The sequence below is a fragment of the Pseudomonas sp. TE3910 genome (genome assembly GCF_056279025.1).
On the sequence record NZ_JBWBQN010000001.1, the window covers coordinates 4,643,539 to 4,665,168 of the forward strand.

General features: G+C 60.6%; 22 protein-coding genes. 15 read left to right on the forward strand and 7 right to left on the reverse strand.

Features of this window, described 5'->3' with window-relative positions:
* Positions 1-87: 87 nt before the first annotated feature.
* Positions 88-987 (reverse strand): LysR substrate-binding domain-containing protein, encoded by a 900-nt coding sequence (locus ACZ9H3_RS21250; RefSeq protein ID WP_065759248.1) that lies wholly within the window; start codon positions 985-987, stop codon positions 88-90.
* Between the two features lie 151 nt (positions 988-1,138).
* On the opposite strand from ACZ9H3_RS21250, the gene ydiJ reads away from it, so the two are divergent.
* Positions 1,139-4,156 (forward strand): D-2-hydroxyglutarate dehydrogenase YdiJ, encoded by a 3,018-nt coding sequence (gene ydiJ / locus ACZ9H3_RS21255; RefSeq protein ID WP_476222392.1) that lies wholly within the window; start codon positions 1,139-1,141, stop codon positions 4,154-4,156.
* A 175-nt stretch (positions 4,157-4,331) separates the two neighbouring features.
* Here the strand turns inward: ydiJ and ACZ9H3_RS21260 are convergent, their stop codons facing one another.
* A complete protein-coding gene (locus ACZ9H3_RS21260) occupies positions 4,332-4,571 on the reverse strand; it encodes an HP1242/YdcH family protein (protein ID WP_330522126.1) in 240 nt (79 codons plus the stop codon).
* Positions 4,572-4,859: 288 nt separating this feature from the next.
* Between ACZ9H3_RS21260 and ACZ9H3_RS21265 the strand changes: the two genes are divergently transcribed.
* The 4 genes from ACZ9H3_RS21265 (at position 4,860) to ACZ9H3_RS21280 (ending at position 8,999) form a co-directional block, all read left to right on the forward strand.
* On the forward strand, positions 4,860-6,491 hold the full coding sequence (locus ACZ9H3_RS21265; RefSeq protein ID WP_099773821.1) for a phosphoethanolamine transferase: 1,632 nt from the start codon (positions 4,860-4,862) through the stop codon (positions 6,489-6,491).
* A gap of 69 nt (positions 6,492-6,560) precedes the next feature.
* Positions 6,561-7,694, forward strand: a complete 1,134-nt coding sequence (gene rnd, locus ACZ9H3_RS21270; RefSeq protein WP_476222395.1) for a ribonuclease D — start codon at positions 6,561-6,563, stop codon at positions 7,692-7,694.
* Entirely contained in the window at positions 7,691-7,984 is a 294-nt protein-coding gene (locus ACZ9H3_RS21275; RefSeq protein WP_476222396.1) for a YcgL domain-containing protein, read from the forward strand. The genes rnd and ACZ9H3_RS21275 overlap by 4 nt, the downstream gene beginning before the upstream one ends.
* 82 nt (positions 7,985-8,066) lie before the next feature.
* Positions 8,067-8,999, forward strand: coding sequence for a D-2-hydroxyacid dehydrogenase (locus ACZ9H3_RS21280; protein WP_476222398.1), 933 nt, complete (start codon positions 8,067-8,069; stop codon positions 8,997-8,999).
* A gap of 60 nt (positions 9,000-9,059) precedes the next feature.
* Here ACZ9H3_RS21280 and ACZ9H3_RS21285 read toward each other — a convergent pair whose 3' ends face one another.
* The gene (locus tag ACZ9H3_RS21285; protein ID WP_099773824.1) at positions 9,060-9,653 is read right to left on the reverse strand and encodes a nitroreductase family protein; all 594 of its coding nucleotides are present in this window, start codon (positions 9,651-9,653) and stop codon (positions 9,060-9,062) included.
* Positions 9,654-9,805: 152 nt separating this feature from the next.
* Between ACZ9H3_RS21285 and ACZ9H3_RS21290 the strand changes: the two genes are divergently transcribed.
* Together ACZ9H3_RS21290 and ACZ9H3_RS21295 are read left to right on the forward strand one after the other, a co-directional pair.
* Positions 9,806-10,255, forward strand: a complete 450-nt coding sequence (locus ACZ9H3_RS21290; RefSeq protein ID WP_065759256.1) for a YcgN family cysteine cluster protein — start codon at positions 9,806-9,808, stop codon at positions 10,253-10,255.
* Between the two features lie 50 nt (positions 10,256-10,305).
* Positions 10,306-11,523 (forward strand): hypothetical protein, encoded by a 1,218-nt coding sequence (locus ACZ9H3_RS21295; protein ID WP_476222401.1) that lies wholly within the window; start codon positions 10,306-10,308, stop codon positions 11,521-11,523.
* Positions 11,524-11,526: 3 nt separating this feature from the next.
* Here ACZ9H3_RS21295 and ACZ9H3_RS21300 read toward each other — a convergent pair whose 3' ends face one another.
* Together ACZ9H3_RS21300 and ACZ9H3_RS21305 are read right to left on the reverse strand one after the other, a co-directional pair.
* Positions 11,527-11,997 carry an RNA methyltransferase gene (locus ACZ9H3_RS21300; RefSeq protein ID WP_065759258.1) on the reverse strand — a complete coding sequence of 157 codons (471 nt, stop codon included), beginning with the start codon at positions 11,995-11,997 and terminating at the stop codon, positions 11,527-11,529.
* 60 nt (positions 11,998-12,057) lie between these two features.
* The gene (locus ACZ9H3_RS21305) at positions 12,058-12,429 is read right to left on the reverse strand and encodes a YajD family HNH nuclease (RefSeq protein ID WP_065759259.1); all 372 of its coding nucleotides are present in this window, start codon (positions 12,427-12,429) and stop codon (positions 12,058-12,060) included.
* A 128-nt stretch (positions 12,430-12,557) separates the two neighbouring features.
* Here ACZ9H3_RS21305 and ACZ9H3_RS21310 point away from each other — a divergent pair, with 128 nt between their 5' ends.
* Positions 12,558-12,836: a hypothetical protein gene (locus tag ACZ9H3_RS21310; protein ID WP_065759260.1), complete on the forward strand. Its 279-nt coding sequence runs from the start codon at positions 12,558-12,560 to the stop codon at positions 12,834-12,836.
* Positions 12,837-12,884: 48 nt separating this feature from the next.
* On the opposite strand, the gene ACZ9H3_RS21315 is transcribed toward ACZ9H3_RS21310, so the two are convergent.
* Positions 12,885-14,936, reverse strand: coding sequence for a S9 family peptidase (locus ACZ9H3_RS21315; RefSeq protein ID WP_476222405.1), 2,052 nt, complete (start codon positions 14,934-14,936; stop codon positions 12,885-12,887).
* Positions 14,937-15,045: 109 nt separating this feature from the next.
* Here ACZ9H3_RS21315 and ACZ9H3_RS21320 point away from each other — a divergent pair, with 109 nt between their 5' ends.
* The 3 genes from ACZ9H3_RS21320 to ACZ9H3_RS21330 are packed head-to-tail and all read left to right on the forward strand — an operon-like array spanning position 15,046 to position 16,865.
* Positions 15,046-15,531 carry an MFS transporter gene (locus ACZ9H3_RS21320; protein ID WP_476222407.1) on the forward strand — a complete coding sequence of 162 codons (486 nt, stop codon included), beginning with the start codon at positions 15,046-15,048 and terminating at the stop codon, positions 15,529-15,531.
* Between the two features lie 27 nt (positions 15,532-15,558).
* Positions 15,559-16,335, forward strand: coding sequence for a class II glutamine amidotransferase (locus tag ACZ9H3_RS21325; RefSeq protein WP_065759263.1), 777 nt, complete (start codon positions 15,559-15,561; stop codon positions 16,333-16,335).
* A gap of 8 nt (positions 16,336-16,343) precedes the next feature.
* Entirely contained in the window at positions 16,344-16,865 is a 522-nt protein-coding gene (locus ACZ9H3_RS21330) for a DUF2937 family protein (protein WP_476222409.1), read from the forward strand.
* Here the strand turns inward: ACZ9H3_RS21330 and ACZ9H3_RS21335 are convergent.
* Positions 16,862-17,773, reverse strand: a complete 912-nt coding sequence (locus tag ACZ9H3_RS21335; protein WP_065759265.1) for a LysR family transcriptional regulator — start codon at positions 17,771-17,773, stop codon at positions 16,862-16,864. The genes ACZ9H3_RS21330 and ACZ9H3_RS21335 overlap by 4 nt on opposite strands.
* A 153-nt stretch (positions 17,774-17,926) precedes the next feature.
* Between ACZ9H3_RS21335 and ACZ9H3_RS21340 the strand changes: the two genes are divergently transcribed.
* Genes ACZ9H3_RS21340 through ACZ9H3_RS21355 form a run of 4 tightly spaced genes read left to right on the forward strand, consistent with a single transcriptional unit; the run spans position 17,927 to position 21,619 of the window.
* A complete protein-coding gene (locus ACZ9H3_RS21340) occupies positions 17,927-19,213 on the forward strand; it encodes an MFS transporter (RefSeq protein ID WP_102053297.1) in 1,287 nt (428 codons plus the stop codon).
* Between the two features lie 17 nt (positions 19,214-19,230).
* A complete protein-coding gene (locus tag ACZ9H3_RS21345; RefSeq protein WP_476222412.1) occupies positions 19,231-20,004 on the forward strand; it encodes a 5-oxoprolinase subunit PxpA in 774 nt (257 codons plus the stop codon).
* Positions 20,001-20,705: a 5-oxoprolinase subunit PxpB gene (gene pxpB / locus ACZ9H3_RS21350; RefSeq protein ID WP_476222414.1), complete on the forward strand. Its 705-nt coding sequence runs from the start codon at positions 20,001-20,003 to the stop codon at positions 20,703-20,705. The genes ACZ9H3_RS21345 and pxpB overlap by 4 nt, the downstream gene beginning before the upstream one ends.
* Complete coding sequence (locus ACZ9H3_RS21355; RefSeq protein ID WP_476222416.1) at positions 20,702-21,619, forward strand: 5-oxoprolinase subunit C family protein; 918 nt, start codon at positions 20,702-20,704, stop codon at positions 21,617-21,619. Before pxpB ends, ACZ9H3_RS21355 begins: the two co-directional genes overlap by 4 nt.
* The last annotated feature ends 11 nt before the right edge of the window (positions 21,620-21,630 follow it).

Consider the following 21,630-nt stretch of genomic DNA (forward strand, 5'->3'; position numbering starts at 1 on the left):
GCTGATATGCGCCCGAGTCACCCGTTGCGTGCGATGAGTTGCCAGAACTGGAGCTGACAACGGCCAGGGTGGCGGGTTGCCCGCGATCTATTGAAGCTGCATGTCGGCGTTATCCAGCAGCCAGTCCCTGAACGCCTGTAGCGCGGGCAGGGCCTTGTTGCGCGGCGGGTACACCAGGTAATAGCTGCGCGAGCTGGCGTAGGGCAGTGCCGGGCTGCTCAGCTCGCCACGGGCCAGTTCGTCGGTAATCAGGATCCTGGGTACCAGGCCGATACCGATGTCGGCGCGCACGGCCTGGATAAGGTGCGAGGTCAGTTCGAAGCTCGGCCCCAGGCGCATGGCCTGATGCGTCAGGCCATGGTGGATGAACCACTCGCCCCAGGCGTTGAGGTTGTTTGCAACGCTGAGCAGCACCTGTTTGCTGATGTCTTCGGGTGTCCAGCAGGGCCGTGTGGCGGCCAGGGTTGGCGAAAGGATCACCATCAGTTCTTCGGCATGCAAACGGTGGCAGATCAGCCCCGGCAGGTCGCTGGCCGCCACTACGATGGCAGCGTCGATGCCGCTGGTCGCAAAGTCGATGGGTTCGATCCGCGAATTGATATGCACCAGTACCTCGGGGTGGCTGCGGTAGAACTCATGCAGGCGCGGAAGCAGCCATTTGGAGCCAAAGGTTGGCAGGGTCGCCAGGCGCAGGCTGCCGCCGCCGGCTTGATGGGCAATCGCGTGCAGAGTGGCGCTGCGCACACGGCCCAGTGCTTCGCTGATTTCTCGCTGGTACAGGCGCCCGACATCGGTGAGCTGGACGGCGCGGCCTTCACGACGGAACAGTGTCACCCCCAATTGGCGTTCCAGGATCTGGACCTGGCGGCTGACGGCGCTCTGGGTCAGCGACAGTTCTGCGGCTGCGCGGGTGTAGCTCTCGTGGCGGGCAGCGGCCTCAAAGGCCAGCAGCAGGGACATGGATGGGGTGAGGTTGCGGTAATTCATTCGTAAAAGTCATCGAAGGCTGCGTGAGTATCCGTTTGTGTCTGGCTTGAAGCTCCGGGATCATGGTCATCATCCCCTACCTGATGGTGTGCCAGCCATACCGTTTTAGCAGGTATTCATGATTAAACCGATATAAAAGAGGCCATCCCCAATGATCGCCCGATTGACTGGTGTCACGCCGGCCACCCTGTATGCCGATTTCCTTGATGCGTTGCGCGCTGCCGGCTTCCGTGGCCAGATCAGTGCCGACTACGCCACCCGTACGGTACTGGCAACCGACAACTCGATCTATCAGCGTTTACCTCAGGCGGCGGTATTCCCGCAGGATGCCGAGGACGTGGCGCGTTTCGCCGCGTTGATGGCCGAGCCGCGCTTTCGGCAGGTCAAGCTGACGCCACGTGGCGGCGGCACCGGCACCAACGGCCAGTCGTTGACCGATGGCATCGTTGTCGACTTGTCGCGGCACATGAACAACATTCTCGAAATCAATGTCGAGCAACGCTGGGTGCGGGTTCAGGCGGGGGTGGTCAAGGACCAGCTCAACGCCGCCCTCAAGCCCCATGGGCTGTTTTTTGCGCCAGAGCTGTCCACCTCCAACCGTGCGACCGTGGGCGGCATGATCAATACGGATGCCAGCGGGCAGGGCAGTTGCACCTACGGCAAGACTCGCGATCACGTACTTGAGCTGCATAGCGTGCTGTTGGGTGGCGAGCTATTGCACACCAGGCCCATCGATGATGAGGCGTTGGACCAGGCCTGCGCACAGGCCGGGCGCAGCGGTGAGGTTTACCGTATGGCCCGACAGATCCATGAAACCCAGGCTGAATTGATCGAGTCGACCTTCCCCAAGCTCAACCGTTGCCTGACAGGCTACGACCTGGCACACCTGCGCGACGAGCAGGGACGCTTCAACCTCAATAGCGTGCTCTGCGGCGCCGAAGGTTCCTTGGGCTACGTGGTAGAGGCCAAGTTGAACGTGTTGCCGATTCCCAAGTATTCGGTGCTGGTCAACGTGCGTTACAGCAGCTTCATGGACGCCTTGCGCGATGCAAACGCGTTGCTGAGCCACAAGCCGTTGTCCATCGAGACGGTTGACTCGAAGGTGTTGCTGTTGGCCATGAAGGATATTGTCTGGCACAGCGTTGCCGAGTACTTTCCTGCCGACCCAGAGCGCCCGACACTGGGGATCAACCTGGTGGAGTTCAGTGGTGATGAACCGGGCGAAGTGAACGCCAGGGTGCAGGCGTTCGTCAAACACCTGCAGGCTGACACCAGTATCGAGCGTTTGGGCCATACCCTGGCCGAAGGTGCTGAGGCGGTGACCCGTGTCTATACCATGCGCAAGCGCTCGGTGGGTTTGCTTGGCAACGTTGAAGGCGAAGTGCGCCCGCAGCCGTTTGTCGAAGACACCGCCGTGCCGCCTGAGCAGTTGGCCGATTACATCGCCGAGTTCCGCGCCTTGCTGGACAGCTATGGCCTTGCCTATGGCATGTTCGGGCATGTCGATGCTGGCGTGCTGCACGTTCGACCGGCGCTGGACATGAAAGACCCTGTCCAGGCGGCACTGGTCAAGCCGATTTCCGATGCCGTGGCGGCGCTGACCCAGCGTTATGGTGGCCTGCTCTGGGGTGAGCACGGCAAGGGCTTGCGTTCGGAGTACGTACCGAGCTTTTTTGGCGAGCTGTACCCGGCGCTTCAGGCGCTCAAGGGCGCATTTGACCCGTACAACCAACTCAACCCCGGCAAGATCTGTACGCCGGACAGCAGCGAGAGCCTGCTCAAGGTTGATGAGGTGACACTGCGCGGTGACCTGGACCGGCAGATTGACGAGCGGGTCTGGCAGAGCTTCGACAGCGCCATGCATTGCAACGGCAATGGCGCCTGTTACAACTTTGACCCCAACGACGCCATGTGCCCGTCCTGGAAAGCTACCCGCGAGCGTCAGCACTCACCTAAAGGCCGCGCTTCGCTGATTCGTGAGTGGTTGCGCCTGCAGGGGGCGGCCAACATCGATGTGCTGGCGGCAGCGAAAAAGAAAACTTCCTGGCTCAAGACGTTGCCCGCCCGGCTGCGCAACAACCGGGCGCGCCAGCGGGGTGAGGCGGACTTCTCTCATGAGGTCTACGACGCCATGGCTGGCTGCCTGGCGTGCAAGTCCTGCGCGGGGCAGTGCCCGATCAAGGTCAATGTGCCGGAGTTTCGCTCGCGCTTCCTCGAACTCTACCATGGTCGCTATCAGCGGCCACTGCGCGATTACCTGATTGGTTCGCTGGAGTTCACGATCCCGTACATGGCCTATGCGCCAGGGCTGTACAACTGGGTGATGGGTTCGCAGTGGGTCAGCCGACTGCTGGAGCGTCATGTCGGCATGCTCGACAGCCCGTTGATCAGTCGCTACAACCTGCAGGCGACACTGACCCGTTGCAATGTCCGACCGGCCAGCGTTCCGGCCCTGCGCGAACTGACGCCGGCGCAGCGCGAGCGCAGTATCGTGCTGGTGCAGGATGCCTTCACCCGTTACTTTGAAACACCGTTGCTGGCGTCTTTCATTGAGTTGGCTCATCGGTTGGGCTATCGGGTATTCCTGGCGCCCTACAGTGCCAATGGCAAGCCATTGCACGTTCAGGGTTTTCTCGGCGCGTTCGCCAAGGCGGCGATTCGCAATGCCAGCCAACTCAAGGTTCTGGCCGATTGCGGTGTGCCTTTGATCGGCCTGGACCCGGCCATGACGCTGGTCTACCGGCAGGAATATCAGAAGGTCCCGGGCTTGAGTGAGTGCCCGAAGGTTGCGCTGCCACAGGAATGGTTGATTGACGCGCTACCTGAGCGGGCGGTTTCCAACCCGGAGACCTTCCGCTTGCTGGCTCACTGCACTGAGAAGACCAACGTTCCGGCCAGTACCCGGCAGTGGGAGCAGGTGTTTGCTCGTCTGGGGCTGAAACTGGTCACCGAGGCGACCGGCTGCTGCGGCATGTCGGGTACATACGGCCACGAAGCGCGTAACCAGGAAACCTCGCGGACGATCTTTGAGCAGTCCTGGGCCGGTAAACTGGACAAGCAGGGTGAGGCGTTGGCAACAGGCTACTCCTGCCGCAGCCAGGTCAAGCGCATGGCCGACCGCACGTTGCGGCATCCTCTGGAGGTGGTGTTGCAGCACCTCTGTCGCTAAGGGGAGGGTCGAGAGCCCCCTTGTTGCTCCATCCAGCATCAGGAGGGGGGCGAAGGTGTCGATTGAGGTCGCCAGCATGGCGACCTCAATCGTATCGAGAGCGGCTTACCTCAAGCCGCTCCATCAGAAAGCGGGTGTCAGTCGACGTTGAACAATGGCTTTCCCTCCTGCGTACTCAGTTGGGTTTGCCTTTTTGCACGTGAGCAACAATCTCATCCTTGAGTTTCAGTCGCTCCTTGCGAAGCTGGGTGACCCGGTCATCCGAGGCGCCATTGCCCTCTGCTACGACGACTTCGGCATCCTTGGCATTGTACTTTTCATGCAGTCGGTCGAGTTGTGGGTCGGTTTTCCTGAGGGCATCGAACGCTTCCTTGGTCAGATTAAGGTCTGCGAGCAAATCGTGCTTAACCGGCATGTCTCCACCTCTGCGGGCTACTGAGTAAGGGCTTGAGTTATGAGGATAGCCGTCTTTGCCAGGTTCTGTGGCAGGGCTGGTCTGTAGCCGTATTTCTCGATCCTGATGCGCTGCAATGCCTTGTCTTGGCAGGAAGTGCGGCGTGTATGAGGCTGGCTGGCAAAAAGGCATCAAACCCTTTGTTGCCATCTTTTTCACGAAAGTTTTATGAGGCGGCGCCTAGAGTTTCGGCAGTTTTAAAGCCGTGCCAACGCGCACTCTCTCGAATTACTTTTCAAGCGAAGTCTCATGTTCAAGGTAAAGCCGCTGCGTCCAGAATGGGTCACACTGATCGCTAGTTTGTATCTGCTGTTCGGATTCAACTTCACGCTTTGGCAGCACCTGTTCACGATTATTCAGGGAGACGGGCAAGGCATGCTGCTGCGCATGGCCTTCGCATTGATGCTGCTGTGCGCCTTCAATCTGATCCTGACGTTTCTGGCCTTCAAAGCTGTGCTGAAGCCTGTACTGATTGTGCTATTCATGATCAGTGCCAGCGTTGCTTACTTCATGAATCAGTATGGTGTGCTGATCGATGTGGGCATGTTGCGCAACGCTGTTGAGACCAATGCGACAGAAGTACGTGACCTACTGTCTCTGAAGTGGCTTGCATACGTCTTGCTGTTGGGCGGTGTGCCGTCATTCCTGCTGATCAAGACCCCGATTCAGTACCGTGCCTGGCACCGTGAGTTGCTCAGCAAGCTGGTCGTCAGCGTGGGCTGTGTTGCGGCGCTCGGTGGTGTTGCGTTGCTCAATTATCAGGGCCTTTCTTCGCTGTTTCGCAATCACCATGAACTGCGCCTGATGATTGTGCCCAGCAACTATGTAGGGGCGTCGGTCGGTTTGTTGAGGGAGCGCGCAGGTTCTGCGGTCAAGTCATTCCACAAGTATGGTGAAGATGCGCATTTGGCATCATCCTGGCAGCAGCATCCACGCAAGTCGTTGACCGTGCTGGTTGTTGGCGAAAGCGCTCGTGCGGAAGATTTTGGCCTGCTGGGTTATGGGCGTGACACCACCCCGCAGTTGAGCCATGAGGCCGGCCTGATTGCATTCAACAATGTAACCTCGTGTGGTACCGAGACTGCGGTGTCGGTGCCTTGCATGTTCTCGGGAATGACCCGCAAGGATTACTCGGCCAGTGAGGCCAAGAGCCGTGAAGGGCTGCTGGATGTGCTTCAGCGTGCCGGGCTTGCCGTGCGCTGGCGTGACAACCAGTCAGGGTGTAAAGGTGCCTGTGATCGGGTGATGTTCGAGGATGTCAGCAACCTGAAGGACCCGGCGTTGTGCGCCGACAGCGAGTGCCATGACGATATCCTGCTCAAGGGGCTGGAAGCTTCCCTCGACAATCTGCAGCAGGACACCGTACTGGTGCTGCACCAGATGGGCAGCCACGGGCCTGAATACTACAAGCGTTATCCCAAGGCCTATGAGCGATTTACGCCGGTGTGCCAGAGCAACGCACTGAACACCTGTAGCCGTGAAAGCATCACCAATGCCTATGACAACACGTTGGTCTATACCGACCATGTCCTGGCATCGCTGATCGATATCCTGCGCAGCAAGTCAGACAAAGTGGATACCGCAATGATTTACCTGTCCGATCATGGTGAATCGCTGGGTGAATACAACCTGTTCCTGCATGGCACCCCCTATATGCTGGCACCGGAGCAACAGAAGCATGTGCCGATGCTGGCGTGGTTCTCCGAGGGTTATCAGCACAGTTTCGCTGTCGACACGGCCTGCCTTGCCAAGAGCAGCAGCCAGCCGCTTAGCCAGGACAACCTGTTCCATTCGATGCTCGGTTTGCTGCAGGTCCAAAGTGGCGTGTACAAGCCGGATCTTGATCTGTTTGCCGGTTGCCGCCAGGTGACGAGCCGCTGACGGTCGTACCGTTTCCCGACGGTGGCCCGCGTTGTATATACTGCGGGCCATTGTTTGTGGGAGAGCCTTGTGGCCATCGATATTCACTGGATTTGCGACGACCGCAGCCTGGCCGAGCACTGCCTGCAGTGGCAGCAACTGCCCTTCGTGGCGCTCGATACCGAGTTTATGCGGGTTGATACCTTTTATCCCAAAGCCGGTTTGATCCAGGTTGGTGATGGGGCACGGGCTTTCTTGATCGATCCCCTACAGATTGGTGACTGGCAGCCGCTGGCGCGCCTGCTCGAGGATCAGCAGGTGACCAAGGTGCTGCATGCCTGTAGCGAAGACCTTGAAGTGTTGATGCGCTTGACCGGTAGCTTGCCTGCGCCCTTGTTCGACACGCAGTTGGCCGCGGGGTACCTCAACCTGGGGTTCTCCATGGGCTACTCGCGGCTGGTTCAGGACGTGTTGGGCATTGACCTGCCCAAGGGTGAAACCCGCTCCGACTGGTTGCAGCGTCCGTTGTCGGAAACCCAGGTCAGCTATGCGGCCGAAGATGCCGTGCACCTCGCTGAGCTTTACGAGCGCCTGCGTACGCGGTTGTCGGATGACAAGTACGCCTGGGTACTGGACGACGGTGCGGAGCTGGTTGCGCAGATGCGCCGCGAAACCGACCCGTACGAGTTGTACCGCGAAGCCAAGCTGGCCTGGAAGCTGTCTCGCCAGCAACTGGCGGTCATGCGTGAGCTGTGTGCCTGGCGTGAGCGAGAGGCGCGAGCGCGTGATCTGCCGCGCAACCGGATTCTGCGTGAGCCATCCTTGTGGCCGCTTGCCCGGACCCAGCCTGACAACCTCTCGGCGTTGGCGAAAATCGAGGATATGCACCCCCGGACCATTCGCCAGGATGGCGAGTTCCTGCTCGGTCTGATCAAACAGGCCGCGAGCATTGCGCCCGCCGAATGGCCGCCGGCCTTGCCCGAGCCGTTGCCAATCGAAGCCTCGGGGGTGCTCAAGCAACTGCGTGCCATCGGTCAGGCTGAAGCCGAGCGCCTGGGCATTGCCCCAGAGCTGATGCTGCGCAAGAAAACCCTGGAAGCCCTGCTCAAGAGCGGTTTTCCCAATGGCCCTTATCAACTGCCCGACTCCCTGCGCGGCTGGCGCCGCGAGCGGATGGGCCAGGCGCTGCTTGACTGCCTCGCCGGTGCCGGAGAACAACGATGAAACGAATCTGTTCGATCTACAAAAGCCCACGCAAGAACGAAATGTACCTCTACGTACTCAAGGCTGATGGCCTGGAGCGCGTGCCTGATGGCTTGCTGCCGTTTTTTGGAACCCCTTTGCATGCCTTCGACCTGGTGCTGACACCCGAGCGCAAGCTGGCCCGTGAGGACATCGCCAAGGTGTTGGAAAACCTCGATCAGCAGGGCTATCACCTGCAGATGCCGCCCGCAGAAGATGAGTACATCGAGCACTTGCCCGAAGAGTTGCTGCGTCGCAACGACCCCGTCTGATTACTGCCCTGAACATCCCCTGAATGCGGCCCATGCCATCGTGCATGGCCGCATTCAGCGCTTCTGCAAGGTTGTATAAAACATGCGTGTTCTGATCGCCGAACAGGATCATGCCCTTTACGCTCGTCTGTTGCGTGAGAGGGCTCCTGACCTGGAGGTTCTGACCAGTGGTGACTCCGCCGAGCTGGCGCGTCAGGCTGCAGATTGCCCCGTGTGGCTAGGGCAACCTGATCTGTTGGCGAGCCTGTTGCGCCAAGGGCACCAGCCTCAATGGCTGCAGTCGACCTGGGCGGGTATTACGCCACTGCTCGCCAATGAACTGCCCCGCCATTACCGCCTGACGCGGGCGGTAGGGATTTTTGGCCAGGTCATGGCTGAGTATGTGCTGACCTACATGCTGGTCCATGAACGTGAGGTGCTGGCCCGGCTGGTCAGCCAGGTAGAACGTAAATGGGATGGTCGACCCGGACGTACGCTGGAAGGTCGGCGCGTATTGATTGTCGGCACCGGTGACATTGGTCAGCGGGTTGCGGAGTTTCTGTTGCCCTTTGGCGTCAAGCTATATGGCGTTGCCAGCCAGGCGCGTGAGCAGGCACCGTTCATCGAGGTGGCGGGGTTGAACGACCTCGGCCGGCTGGTTGGCGAGGCTGACTATGTGATCAACCTGTTGCCAGATACGCCGGCTACCCATGATCTCTACAACGCAGCATTGTTTGCCCGGTTCAATCCGGATGCATTGTTCATCAATGCCGGGCGTGGTGTGGCGGTGGTGGATGCCGATCTGGTCAAGGCGTTGGAGAAGGGGCATTTGGCGGGCGCGGTCATCGACGTTTGTCGCCAGGAGCCTCTGCCGCCGCGCCATCCGTTCTGGACAGCCCTGGGGTTGTTGCTGACAGGTCACAGTTCGGCACCGACCTCGCCAGAGGCGATGGTGCAGTTGTTCGTTGAGAACCTGAAGGCTTACCGAGCCGGTGAGGCGCTGCGCGGCGAAGTGGATTTCAACCGCGGCTACTGACGGATCGCGTCCTGCAGGTGTTGGGCAGCAAGGTTGCCCAACACCTGGCAAGCGCCGTGTTTACAGGCTGAAGTCGCCTTCGGCGGCCAACTCGCTCAGCGGGCGGCGTGGGCTTGGGACTTCGCGGGCTTGCAGGCCCTCAGCAAGGCTGGCCTTGTCGCCCAGCTTGCCGATCGCCACGGCGGCATGCAGGTCATAGCCTTCAGGGATCTTGAGCTCTTTGCGGGTCAGGGCCTGGTCGAAACCGGCCATGCCATGGGTGTACCAGCCGCTCAAGCTGGCTTGCAGGGCCAGGTGGCCCCAGGCCGAGCCGGTGTCGAAGGTATGCCAAAGTGCCGGGGTTTCTTCGCTGGCGCCAGGGGCGGTGAAGGTGGTCTTGGAGGCAATAATCACCAAGGCCGACGCGTGTTGTGCCCAACTGCGGTTGAATTCGTTGAGCAGGCCCAGGTAGCGCTCCCAGTTTGGCGTGTCACGGCGCGCGTAAAGGAACCGCCAAGGTTGTGAGTTGTAGGCCGACGGCGCCCAGCGTGCTGCTTCCAGGAAGCTCAGCAGGGTTTCTTCGCTGATCGGCTCGGCAGTGAAGGCACGTGGCGACCAGCGCTGGATGAACTGATCGTTGATGGCATAGTCGGCAACACGGGGATTGGCGCTCATGTAGGCGTTCCTGACGGGATTGAGAAATGGCAAGTAGGCTCAAGCTACTGTGCCGAGTCAGCGCTGACAAGCGGTCTGGCAATGAGTGATGACACGACCTAGACTGGCGCCGCCGCGCCGCTGCACATGAATTGAAACAGGAATCTGACACGATGGCTGTTAACGCCGCCCCCTTCTGGATGCGCAAAACCCTCGAGCAACTTGACCGCCAGGAGTGGGAGTCGCTATGCGATGGGTGTGGTCTGTGTTGCCTGCAAAAGCTCGAAGATGAAGACGACAACAGCGTCTACTACACGCGTATTGCGTGCAAACTGCTGGACCTGAAGAGCTGCCAGTGCCGCGACTACCCGAATCGCTTTGAGCAGGTGCCTGACTGCATCCAACTCACGCCGGGAACGGCCGATCAGTTCAAATGGCTACCGCCAACCTGTGCGTATCGCCTGGTCAGCGAGGGGCAGGACTTGCCGCAGTGGCACTACCTGGTGTGTGGTGATCGCGAGCAGGTGCATAAACAGCGTATTTCCCAGTCTGGCCGAATGCTCAGCGAGACGACGGTGGCTGAGGATGATTGGGAAGACTATCTGATCTTTCGCGCCAGTTGAGGCGTACAAGCGCGCTGGGGCGCGGCATGGTGTCGTTGCAAGGAGTCGTTATGCGTCTGCGTTACCTGTGGTTGCTGGCCCTGCTGCTGTCGAGTGCGCCCGCCTGGGCCAAGAAAGTCGATCTGGATTATCACGTTCAATTATTGCCGCAGACGGGTCTGGCGTTGGTCAGCCTGACCCTGGCCGATGGGGCCGTAGTGCGCAGCCTGGATTTCGATCTGGGTACCCTGGGCAACTACAGCGAATTCAAGGGTGAAGGCCAATGGCAACTCAAGGATAACGGTCGGCGTGGCCTGTGGCAGCCGGCGGCGGGCCAGTCCAGCCTGACCTACAAGGTGCAGTTGGATCACCGGCTCAAGGGCGGCATGTACGACAGTCGAATCACCCCGAACTGGGCGCTGTTTCGTGGCGATGACCTGGTACCGCCCGCACGTCTGGATCAACAGGACGGTACCGAATTGGTGGCGCGTCTGACCTTTGAACTGCCCAGCGGCTGGAAGAGTGTCGAAACTGCGTGGCCACGCATCGGCAAGAATCGCTTCCGCATCGACCAGGTCTCCAGGTTGTTTGACCGTCCGACGGGGTGGATGTTGGCGGGCGACATCGGTAGCCGTCGCAGCCGACTCGGGGATACCGAGGTCACGGTAGCCGCCCCGAAAGGGCAGGGTATGCGCCGTCTTGATACCCTGACGCTGCTGACGTTCGTGTGGCCGCAGTTGCAAGCCGTGTTTCCGCGCAATCCGCCCAAACTGCTGATCGTCGGAGGCCATGATCAACTCTGGCGCGGTACGCGCGCGGCAAACAACTCGATCTACTCACACAGCAGCCGGCCGTTGGTGAGCGAGAACGGCAGCAGCCCCTTGTTGCGTGAGCTGGTGCGGGCCTTCGCCGGGGTCAACGACATCCAGCACAGTGACTGGATAGGTGAGGGGCTGGCCGAGTACTACAGCATTGAATTGCTGCGCCGCTCCGGTGGGCTGGCCGATGACCGTTATCAAGTGCTGCAGGACAGCTTGACCAAGGCCTCAGCCAAGGTCACCAGCCTGCGTGGTGCCCAGGTAGATGGGCCGACCATTGCACGCGCCGTGCTGCTGTTGCAGGCACTGGACCGGGAAATCCGTTTGCAGACCCACAACCAGCGCTCATTGGATGACGTGAGCCGGGCCATGATGCGCCTGAACAGCGTCAGCACCCAGGAGTTCGTTCAGCTCAGCGAGAGTGTGCTGGGTGGTTCGTCGAAGGTGCTGCAAACCAAATTGCTGGACTAGTCGTTACTTGAATTTCGGCCCGGACCGGGTGTTGTTGCCTTTGGCCATGCGGTCGTAGAGCACCACGTTAACAGTGGCTGCCAGGTTCATGCAGCCCTCGGTCGGTATGTAGATGGTTTCTTCGCACCAGTCGCGCACGCTTTGGTCGAGGGAGCCGTCTTCAGGGCCGAAAATGTAGATGGCCCGGTCCGGGTGGGTGTAGGTCGGCAGCGGGCGGGCGCCCTCGACCAACTCCACCGCAACGGGCGTGCAGCCCAAGGGAATGATTTTCTGCAGATCGTCGATGCCGATCAGTGGGATGTCGTAATGTACGCGCTTGGTATCGGTGACGAAGTCGCGGGCGCGTTCATAGCGTTTGCCCGTGTAAAACACCGAGTTGACGCCATAGCAGCCTGCCGCGCGCATGACCGAGCCGACGTTTTCTGCAGATTTGGGGTTGAACAGTCCTATGCAGCTGTACCGTTTGTTCGCCACGTGCCGGGGCCCTTGAGAAAAAACACGATTATACGGGCTTGCCGGCACAGGCGGGGACGATCAGTCTTTTTTCAGCAAGCTCGCCAGCCCGGCGAACGGGTTATGGGTTGCCTTGGCGATCGTCGGGCTGCTGGTCGACCCTTCGCTGAAGTACTGCTGGTCGGTATAGCGTGCGTGTTCGTTGTCGTGGCAGAACAGGCACAGCAGCTCCCAGTTCGAGCCGTCCTGGGGGTTGTTATCGTGGTTGTGGTCGCGGTGATGCACGGTCAGCTCGCTCAGGCGCTTGCCGGAGAACTCACGGGCACAGCGTCCACAGACGTGTGGGTACATCTTCAGGGCCTTGTCGCGATAGCCCATTTCACGGTCGCGTTTGGCATCGGCGAGGATGCGGTCCAGACGTGCGGTGGCTGAGGAGGGTGTTGCCGAGCTCATGGAGGTACCTTTTTATCGGGCTTGTTACGGTTATGCCCTTGAGTTTAGCTGTTTGCCAAGGGAATCGGGCAGGCGCATTTGCTGTCTTAGGCGTAGCCTTTAGACAAACGGCCCGAAGGAGCACTGGTATGCGCTATCTGATTGCAGCAGTAATGGTCCTGACTACCCTGGGGGCTGCTTCAGCCCAGGACCTGCAACCACGGCCTATCGCGCCCGTTCCGGGAGCGCCGGGAACGCCAACGCCGACCCCATACCCGCAGGTGGCACCACCAAGTATCCCCAAGGCTGGCGATAGCCGCAGCGGTTCGCCCTTGTTGCCACCGATGCCGCTGCCGAACCCGCCGAAAGATCAGCCACTACCGGGGCTGACCCCCGCGCCAGACGTCGACAAGCCGACCAAGGACTAGGTCGATGGGCGGCTTTGCTCAGGCGTGGTGCGGCAGTCAAAAACGGCGTTACGCCAGGCCCAGCACCTTGAAGACAAAACCGTACTCCAGCGCTACATCGCGCAGCCCTTGGTAGCGACCGCTCATACCGCCATGGCCTGCGCCCAGGTCGGTCTTGAGCAGCAGCAGGTTGTCGTCGGTCTTGGTTGCCCGCAGCTTCGCCACCCATTTGGCGGCTTCCCAATACTGCACGCGGCTGTCGTTGTAGCCTGCAATCACCAGCAGTGCGGGGTAGGCCTGAGCCTTGACGTTCTCATACGGTGCGTAGGCCTTGATCCGCTCATGGACGGCTGGCTCTTCAGGGTTGCCCCACTCGTCGTACTCGGTAACGGTCAATGGCAGATCCGGGTCGAGCATGGTGTTGAGTACGTCGACGAAAGGCACCTCGGCGATGGCAGCCTTGAACAGTTCCGGGCGCTGGTTGAGTACCGCCCCGATCAGCAGGCCGCCAGCACTGCCACCACTGATGACCAACTGCTCGGCATGGGTGACGTTGCTGGCAATCAAGTGCTCGGCACAGGCGATGAAATCGCTGAACGTATTGCCTTTGTGCTCCTGCTTGCCTGCACGGTACCAGGCTTCGCCCAACTCGCCGCCGCCACGTACATGGGCGATGGCAAAGGCCACGCCGCGTTCAAGCAGGCTCAGGCGAGCGTGAGAGAACCAGGGGTCGAGGCTTTCGCCGTAGGCGCCGTAACCATACAGGTACAGCGGAACGGGCTTGCCGACGTCCTGGCGACGTTGAACCAGGCTGATCGGCACGCGTGTACCGTCGGCGGCGGTAGCCCACAGGCGCTGGCTGACATAGTCGTCAGCATCGAACGGGCCCAGTACGGGGGTCTGCTTGAGGACCTGTTGCGCACCGTTTGCCAGCTCCAGCTGCCTGACCTGTGCCGGGCGATTGAGTGCCTCGTAGCGCAGGCGGACTCGTGTGCTGGTGAACTCCAGGCTGTCCTGCACGTAGAGGCTGTAGGCGGCATCGGGCAGTTCGACGCGGTAGGCAGCACGACCTTGAGGCTGCACTTCGATGATCGGCAGGCCGCCTTCACGCAGGCTCAGGGTCAGGGCGCTGGCATTAAGGCTGAAACCTTCGAGCATCACCTGCTCGCGATGGGGTACCAGCACCTGCCACTGGTCGCGTGTCGGGATGCTGTCGGCCACTGCGTGGAACAGCGCAAAATTGATGCCGTGCTGGTTGCTGCGGATAAACCAATGCCATTCACCGTCAAGTTGGCCGTGGTCAGGGTAGTACTCATGGTCTTCGACGCGTGGCGCCAGGCACGTGAAGTTCGCTTGCGGGTGATCGGCATCCAGCACCCAGGCTTCGCTGGTTGTCTTGCTGTTGAGCAGCAGGACCAGTTGACGTTCGGAGCTTGAACGGTAGCAGGTCAGGAAGAAACGCCCGTCAGCCTCCTCGAACACCGTTTCGGCCTGAGTGCTGCCCAGGCGATGACGCAGCAGCTTGTAGGGGCGGTGGGTGTCGTCCAGTTCGGCAAAGAACAGTGTCTGGCTGTCGTTGGCCCAGGTCATGCTGCCGTCACAGTCGTCGAACGGCAGCGCCTGGACGGCGCCATTGCTCAGTTCTTTGACGTACAGGGTGTAAACCTCATCGCCGCTGGTATCCAGGCTGTAGGCCAGGCGTTGGTGGTCGGGGCTGACATTGAACGCACCCAGCGACAGGAAACCGCCATTGGCCAGGCTGTTGGGGTCGAGCAGCAGTTCTTCGCGGCTTTCGTCTACGGTCGGCGAGTCGTCAGCCGGGCGTGGGCAGCGGTAGTGGCGGGGGTACTCGTCGCCGGCGGTGGTGCGGGTGTAGTAAAGGTACGGTCCCCATGGCGAGGCCAGCGACAGATCGGTTTCCTTGATCCGGCCCTTGATCTCCTGGAACAGCTGTTCGCGCAGTTCGGCCTGGTCAGCGAGCTGCGCCTGTTGATAGGCATTCTCGGCTTCCAGGTAGGCCATGACCTCAGGCGTGTCACGTTCCTGCAGCCAGGCATAAGGGTCGCTGCCGGCAGCTTTGTGGGCCACGGGGGCGTTGGAAACGGGGGAAACGGTGGGCATTGGAAGTTCTCTTGGCAGATCGGCGGCGAGGCCGTCTCAGACAGGGGGCGCCGGCACGCGGAAAAATCGTTATCATAAGCGTCTATTTGCCTAGCTTGCCACGGACGTCATGACCGAGAACGATTATCTGCTCGCCTGGGGCCTTTATGCCTTCGCTGCCTTGGGCTGCCTGTTGGTTTGGTTTCGCCTGACTCGCTGGATGTGGCGCTGGCTGCGCGAGCCACTGCGGGTGGCCGTCGCGGTGTTGCTGTTCACCCCGACCATTGTCGATCCTGGCCGTGACCTGTTCGCACCGGCCATTGCCATCAGTGCCCTGGACCTGGCCTTCAAGGTGGGTAGTAATGTGCTGCGCGCCGCGTCTGACCTGGCCATGTACGGCATGTTTGCCTTTGTCGCCTATCTGCTGTTCGTACTGGTGCGCTGGCCGCTGGAGCGTAACGCCCGTGCTCGCCGTGAAGCTGCCGAAGCGGCTGCCCAGCAGCGTGCCAACGCGCTTGAAGAGCAGGACCAACCGTTCACCAGCTCCGACCCTGGCCGCTACCGTAACGAGCCACCAGCCAGCAGTGGTTCGGTCCGGGTTGAACCACGCCTCTAACGCCTGCCTCAGAAGCGAGAACCGAGCATGTGTGAATTGTTGGGCATGAGCGCCAATGTGCCGACTGATATCGTTTTCAGCTTCACAGGGCTGATGCAGCGCGGTGGCCGCACCGGTCCTCACCGCGATGGCTGGGGTATCGGTTTTTACGAGGGCCGCGGCCTGCGCCTGTTTCAGGACCCTGCGGCAAGTTGTGAGTCGGAAGTGGCCAACCTCGTACAGCGCTACCCGATCAAGAGTGAAGTGGTCATCGGGCATATTCGCCAGGCCAACGTCGGCAAGGTTTGCCTGTCCAATACCCACCCGTTCGTTCGTGAGCTGTGGGGGCGCAACTGGTGCTTTGCCCACAACGGCCAGTTGGCGGGCTTCCAGGCGTTGAGGACCTTCTACCGTCCGGTGGGTGATACCGACAGCGAGGCGGCGTTTTGCGACCTGCTTAACCGCGTGCGCGAGGCGTTCCCGGAGCCGGTCGACGTCGAGCAACTGCTGCCGGTGCTGGTTGCTGCGTGCGATGAGTATCGCAGCAAGGGCGTGTTCAATGGCTTGCTCAGCGATGGTGACTGGCTGTTCTGCTATTGCTCGACCAAACTGGTGCATATCACCCGGCGCGCGCCTTTCGGCCCGGCTCGATTGAAAGATGTCGACATGATCGTCGACTTTCAGGCTGAAACAACACCCAATGATGTTGTCACGGTCATCGCCACCGAAGCGCTGACCGAGAACGAAACCTGGCACCGTTATGAGCCCGGGCAGTGGGGGCTTTGGCGGCGCGGGGAATGTATCGCTCAAGGCCGGACGGAATAAGGATCATCATGCTCAGGAGCTACTTGCGGCTGTTGTTGTTCACCTGCGGTTTGCTGTTGGGTGTGCAGGTGCCCGGTTTGATCAATGACTACAGCCAGCGGGTGCAGGCCCATCTGTTGGAGTCGCGTGAAGGGCTAAAGGGCTTTGAGCAGACTGCTCAACGTTTCTTCAACGGCGATCTGCAGGCCTTGGTGCGGCATTACCGGGCCAGTGACGACCCGGTGTTCCACAGTGATGCAGACAGCATCGATAGCCTGCTCGGCCGCAACCGCCTGCTCGAGGGCGAATGGCAGATCCTGCAAGAGCCATGGCTGACCCGTACCTGGCATGTGCTGGTGGCTGCTGATGCTCAGTTGCGCGACGAAACGCTGAAGGGCTACAGCTATCAGGTCTTGCTGGTTCCCGAGGCGATTGCCTGGGGCCTGGGGTGCGCATTGTTGCCGGCATTGCTGCTGGAGAGTTTCCTGTTATTGATCGGCTGGGTATTGCTGGGTGGTCGGCGCAAGCCGGTGCAGCCGAGCTGGCGTTAAACCAGCACGATGTGCTGCGCTCCGGCATGGCTGGCGTAACGCTCGAGCACGTTACGGCACAGGGCGACGACCTCGTCCGTCCATTGCACCCCGGTTTGCCAGGCTACCACCAGTTCAAGGCTCGGCGGTTGTCGCTCAAGGTGCAGTTGGCTGAGTTCGCCCCGTGCCAGTTCTTCGCTGACCAGTGCCGGCGGTAAGGCGCCGATGCCGAACCCGTCGCGCAGCAGGCGTGTGATGGCGGCCACGGAGTTCACGCAGTTCAGCCGAGGCGTACTGACGCCTTCCGCCTGCAACAGGCTCAAGACTTCCTGATGGGGGCGCGAGTTCTTTGAGAAGGTGACGATGCGCTCACGGGCCAGGTCAGCCAGTGAGGTGTATGCCCGGTTGTAGATCGATTGACTGGCGACGATCCAGCCCATGGGATACCGCGCCAGGTCGAGGCTGCGGATTGAGGCTTCGCGGAGCAGGTCGGTCTGCAGGATGACATCGAGGAAGCCCTTCTGCAGTTGCTCGCGCAGGTTGAGTGCCGTGTCGGCGACCAGCTCGATTTCGACCTGCGGGTAATGCTCCATCAACTCCGACACCAGGGTACTCATCCAGGTGTGAATGACCGTGTCCATCACCCCCAGTCGTATGCGTCCGACCTTGGCTCGGTCGCTGTCCAGCGATTGCCTCAGGGCCTTGGCGGTGCCCAGCATCTGTTCGGCATATTCCAGCACCTTACTGCCTTCGGGCGTCAGGCTGACGCCGCGTGAGTCACGTAGCAGCAGCCGCACCCCGAGGTCTGCTTCCAGTGCAGCAATACGGCTGGAGATCGAGGCCTGCGTGGTGAAGAGTTTTTCGGCCGTCAGGCGAAAGCTCTTCAGGCGGGCCACCCAGACGAAGGTTTCGAGGAATTTGAGATTCATTGCAGGCTCGCTCAAGCAGGGCAATCAAATTTTTCTTATGCCAGACCGCAGCTTTTTCTCGTTGGACGGGCACCTGCCTGACGTCAAAAAATGTTCGCCAGGCTGCGACACAGAGCGTCGCCTTAAAAACAATACCAACAAGCTGAGGCAAGCATGAACCCATCTGGCGTGCAGCAACAGGTCAAATGCAGTGATGTGGCCGGGCCATTTGCCTGGTACCGCAACATCAACAAGCAAGAGCGTCGAACATTCTGGAGCTGCAAGATCGGCTATGGCCTTGATGGCATGGATACCCAGATGCTCAGCTTCGTGATCCCGACATTGATCGCGCTGTGGGGGATCACCACTGCCGAGGCGGGCCTGATTCATACCTCTACCCTGATCGCGTCAGCGTTGGGCGGCTGGATTGCCGGGATTCTTTCTGACCGTATTGGCCGGGTCCGTACCTTGCAGTTGACGGTGCTCTGGTTTGCGTTCTTCACCTTTCTATGTGGCTTTGCCCAGAACTACGAGCAATTGCTGATCGCTCGGACCTTGATGGGCTTCGGCTTCGGCGGCGAGTGGACTGCTGGGGCGGTGCTGATCGGTGAGGTCATCCGTGCCCAGGATCGGGGCAAGGCCGTAGGCATGGTTCAGTCCGGTTGGGCCATCGGTTGGGGGCTGACAGCAATCCTCTATGCTGTGCTGTTCTCGTTGCTGCCAGCCGAAGATGCCTGGCGCGCATTGTTCCTGCTCGGGCTGGTTCCAGCGGTGTTTGTGATTTTCGTTCGTCGCCTGGTCAAGGACCCTGAGGTCTACCGTGCAGCCAAGGCGGTTGAATCAGCAGAAGCACCGTCGCACTTCTACGAAATTTTTGCTCCGGGCATGCGCTCGATTACCTTGCGGGCATCGCTGCTGACCACCGGTGCGCTGGGCGGCTACTACGCCATCACGTCGTGGTTGCCAACGTTCCTCAAGAACGAACGCGGCCTGAGCGTGCTGGGAACGGGTGGCTACCTGGCCATGGTGATTTTTGGCTCTTACGTCGGCTATGTGATCAGCGCATACCTCACTGATCTGTTGGGGCGTAAAAAGAACTTCATTCTCTTTGCCGTCGGCTCGTTCGTGATCGTGCTGTTGTACACCCAGATCCCGGTCAGTGATGGTGTGATGCTCTGGCTGGGTTTTCCACTGGGTTTCTTCGCTTCAGGTATCTTCAGCGGTATGGGGGCGTTTCTGACCGAACTCTTTCCGACGCGCATTCGTGGTTCGGGGCAGGGGTTCTGTTACAACATTGGTCGGGCGCTGGCGGCATTCTTTCCGTTGCTGATCGGCCTGCTTAGCCAGAAAGTCCCGTTGAGCCTTGGAATTGGTGGTTTTGCCGCAGTGTCGTATGGCGTAGTGATCCTGGCAGCATTGAGCTTGCCAGAAACGCGCGGCAAAGAACTTGAAGCGCGTTAAGGTAGGGGCCAGAAGAGATGGACGAAGGAGCAACGCGTGTGAGCCGCCTGTTACTCAATTGCGACATGGGTGAGAGCTTTGGTAGCTGGACCATGGGCCTGGATGCCGAGGTCATGCCCTTTATCGACTGCGCCAACATCGCCTGTGGCTTTCATGCCGGTGACCCAGGAATCATGCGCAAGACTGTGGCCTTGGCCGTTGCCCATGGCGTGACCATTGGCGCCCACCCGGCATATCCAGACCTAGTTGGGTTTGGTCGCCGTTCCATGGCCTGTAGCGCCGAGGAAGTTCGCGACCTGCTGCTCTACCAGATGGGCGCGTTGGAGGGGATCTGCCGGGCGCAAGGCACCCGGGTGGCCTACATCAAGCCCCACGGGGCGCTCTACAACGACATGATGGCCGATCCGCGAACGTTGCGCGCGGTGCTGGAGGCCGTCGTTGCCTACGATCAGCAATTGCCCTTGATGCTGATGGCCACTGCCGATGATAGCGAGGCAATGGCGTTGGGCCGCGAGTATGGTGTGACGTTGTGGTTCGAGGCATTTGCGGATCGGGCTTACGACCCAAACGGTCGGTTGGTGTCGCGGCGGTTGCCGGGGGCTGTGCATCATGACCCCGCGCGGATTGTCGAGCAGGCGCTGCGCCTGGCGCGCGGCGAGGCGCTAACGGCCAGTGATGGCAGCCCGGTGCTGCTCAAGGCCCAGACGCTTTGCGTGCATGGCGATAACGACAGCTCGGTGGCGGCTGTACGGCAGATCCGTCAGGCCCTCGATGCGCTGGTGACGTCATGAAGCTGCGGATCGAAGTGGTCGCTGTCGACAGCCTGATGGTGCGGTTGTTCGATGTCATTGATGAAGCCAACATGCCCTGGATGCTGGCGGCACGTCAGCGGTTGCAGGCCGCCTTTGGCGGGCGTCTTGTGGACCTGGTGCCGTCCTACACCACGTTGATGGTGCAGTTCGACCTGCTGCAGATGTCCCCCGCTGAGGCGCGCAGCTGCATTGAACAGGCGCTGGCGCATGTGCAGCCTGACCCCGGCAGTGCTGGTCGGCGTCATGAAATACCGGTGTGGTATGACCCCAGTGTCGGCCCGGAGCTGACAGTGCTGGCTCAGCGCACTGGCAAGTCGCCAGCTGAGGTGATTCGCCTGCACAGTGAGCGCGAGTATCAGGTGTTCGCGTTGGGCTTTGCGCCGGGTTTTGCCTTTATGGGGTTGGTTGATGAGTGCCTGGCGAGCCCGCGTCTGGCAACACCGCGCAAGCGCGTGGCAGCCGGCAGTGTAGGGATCGCCGAGCGCCAGACCGCGGCCTACCCGGCCGTATCGCCAGGGGGCTGGAACCTGATCGGGCGTACGCCAAGCGCGCTGTTTGACCGTGATCGCGAGGGCTACAGCCTGTTGCAGCCTGGTGATCGGGTGCGTTTTGTGTCCGTCGATCATGCGACGTTCATGCGCCTGGGTGGTGACGATACGCCATTGGAGGTGCAGGTATGAGCCGACTGATCATTGAGGCCAGCACGCCATTGTGTCTCTTGCAGGATGCCGGGCGTTTTGGCGTGCGTCATTTGGGTGTCACTCAGGGCGGAGCGCTGGATTGGGTCTCGATGCGCTGGGCCAACTGGCTATTGGGTAATGCCTTTGATGCCCCGGTGGTTGAAGTTACCTTGGGTGGGTTCAGCCTGATTGCAGAACAGGATGCTTGCCTGGCGCTGGCGGGTGCCGACCTGGATGCGCGGCTCGACGGGCAAGCGCTGGCGCCATGGCGCAGCTTCACCATGAGAAAAGGCCAACGCTTACGCTTCAACCAGCCGTTGTCGGGGGCGCGGGCTTACCTGGCAGCGCCAGCAGGCTTTGTCGCGCCGTTGGTGTTGGGAAGCTGTGCTTGCGTGGTACGTGAAGGTTTGGGTGGCCTGGACGGTTTTGGGGCTTCCTTGGCCGAGGGCGAGTACCTGACCTACACGGGCGTGGCGTCAGGCCTGCGGGAAGTCCCTGTTCAGCAGCGCCCCGACCTGCGCAGCAATGCGCCGCTGGATATGGTGCTGGGCGCACAGATTGGCGACTTCAGTGGCCAGAGCTTGTTCGATGCGTTCAACTCAGCGTGGGCACTTGATCGTCGCGCCGATCGGATGGGTATTCGCTTGCTTGGCCCAGCCTTGCAGTACCAGGGAGAACCGATGATTTCCGAGGGCATTCCCTTGGGCGCGGTGCAGGTACCACCGGACGGTCAGCCCATTGTGCTGCTCAACGATCGGCAGACCATTGGCGGCTACCCGCGCCTTGGCGCACTGACGCCGTTGGCGTTGGCACGACTGGCACAGTGCCTGCCTGAAAACGTCGTCACCTTCAGGCCGGTGCTGCAGGTACAGGCATACGAGCAGCAGCTGGCGTTTCTGCGTCAGTTTGAGTGAATGCCCATCGC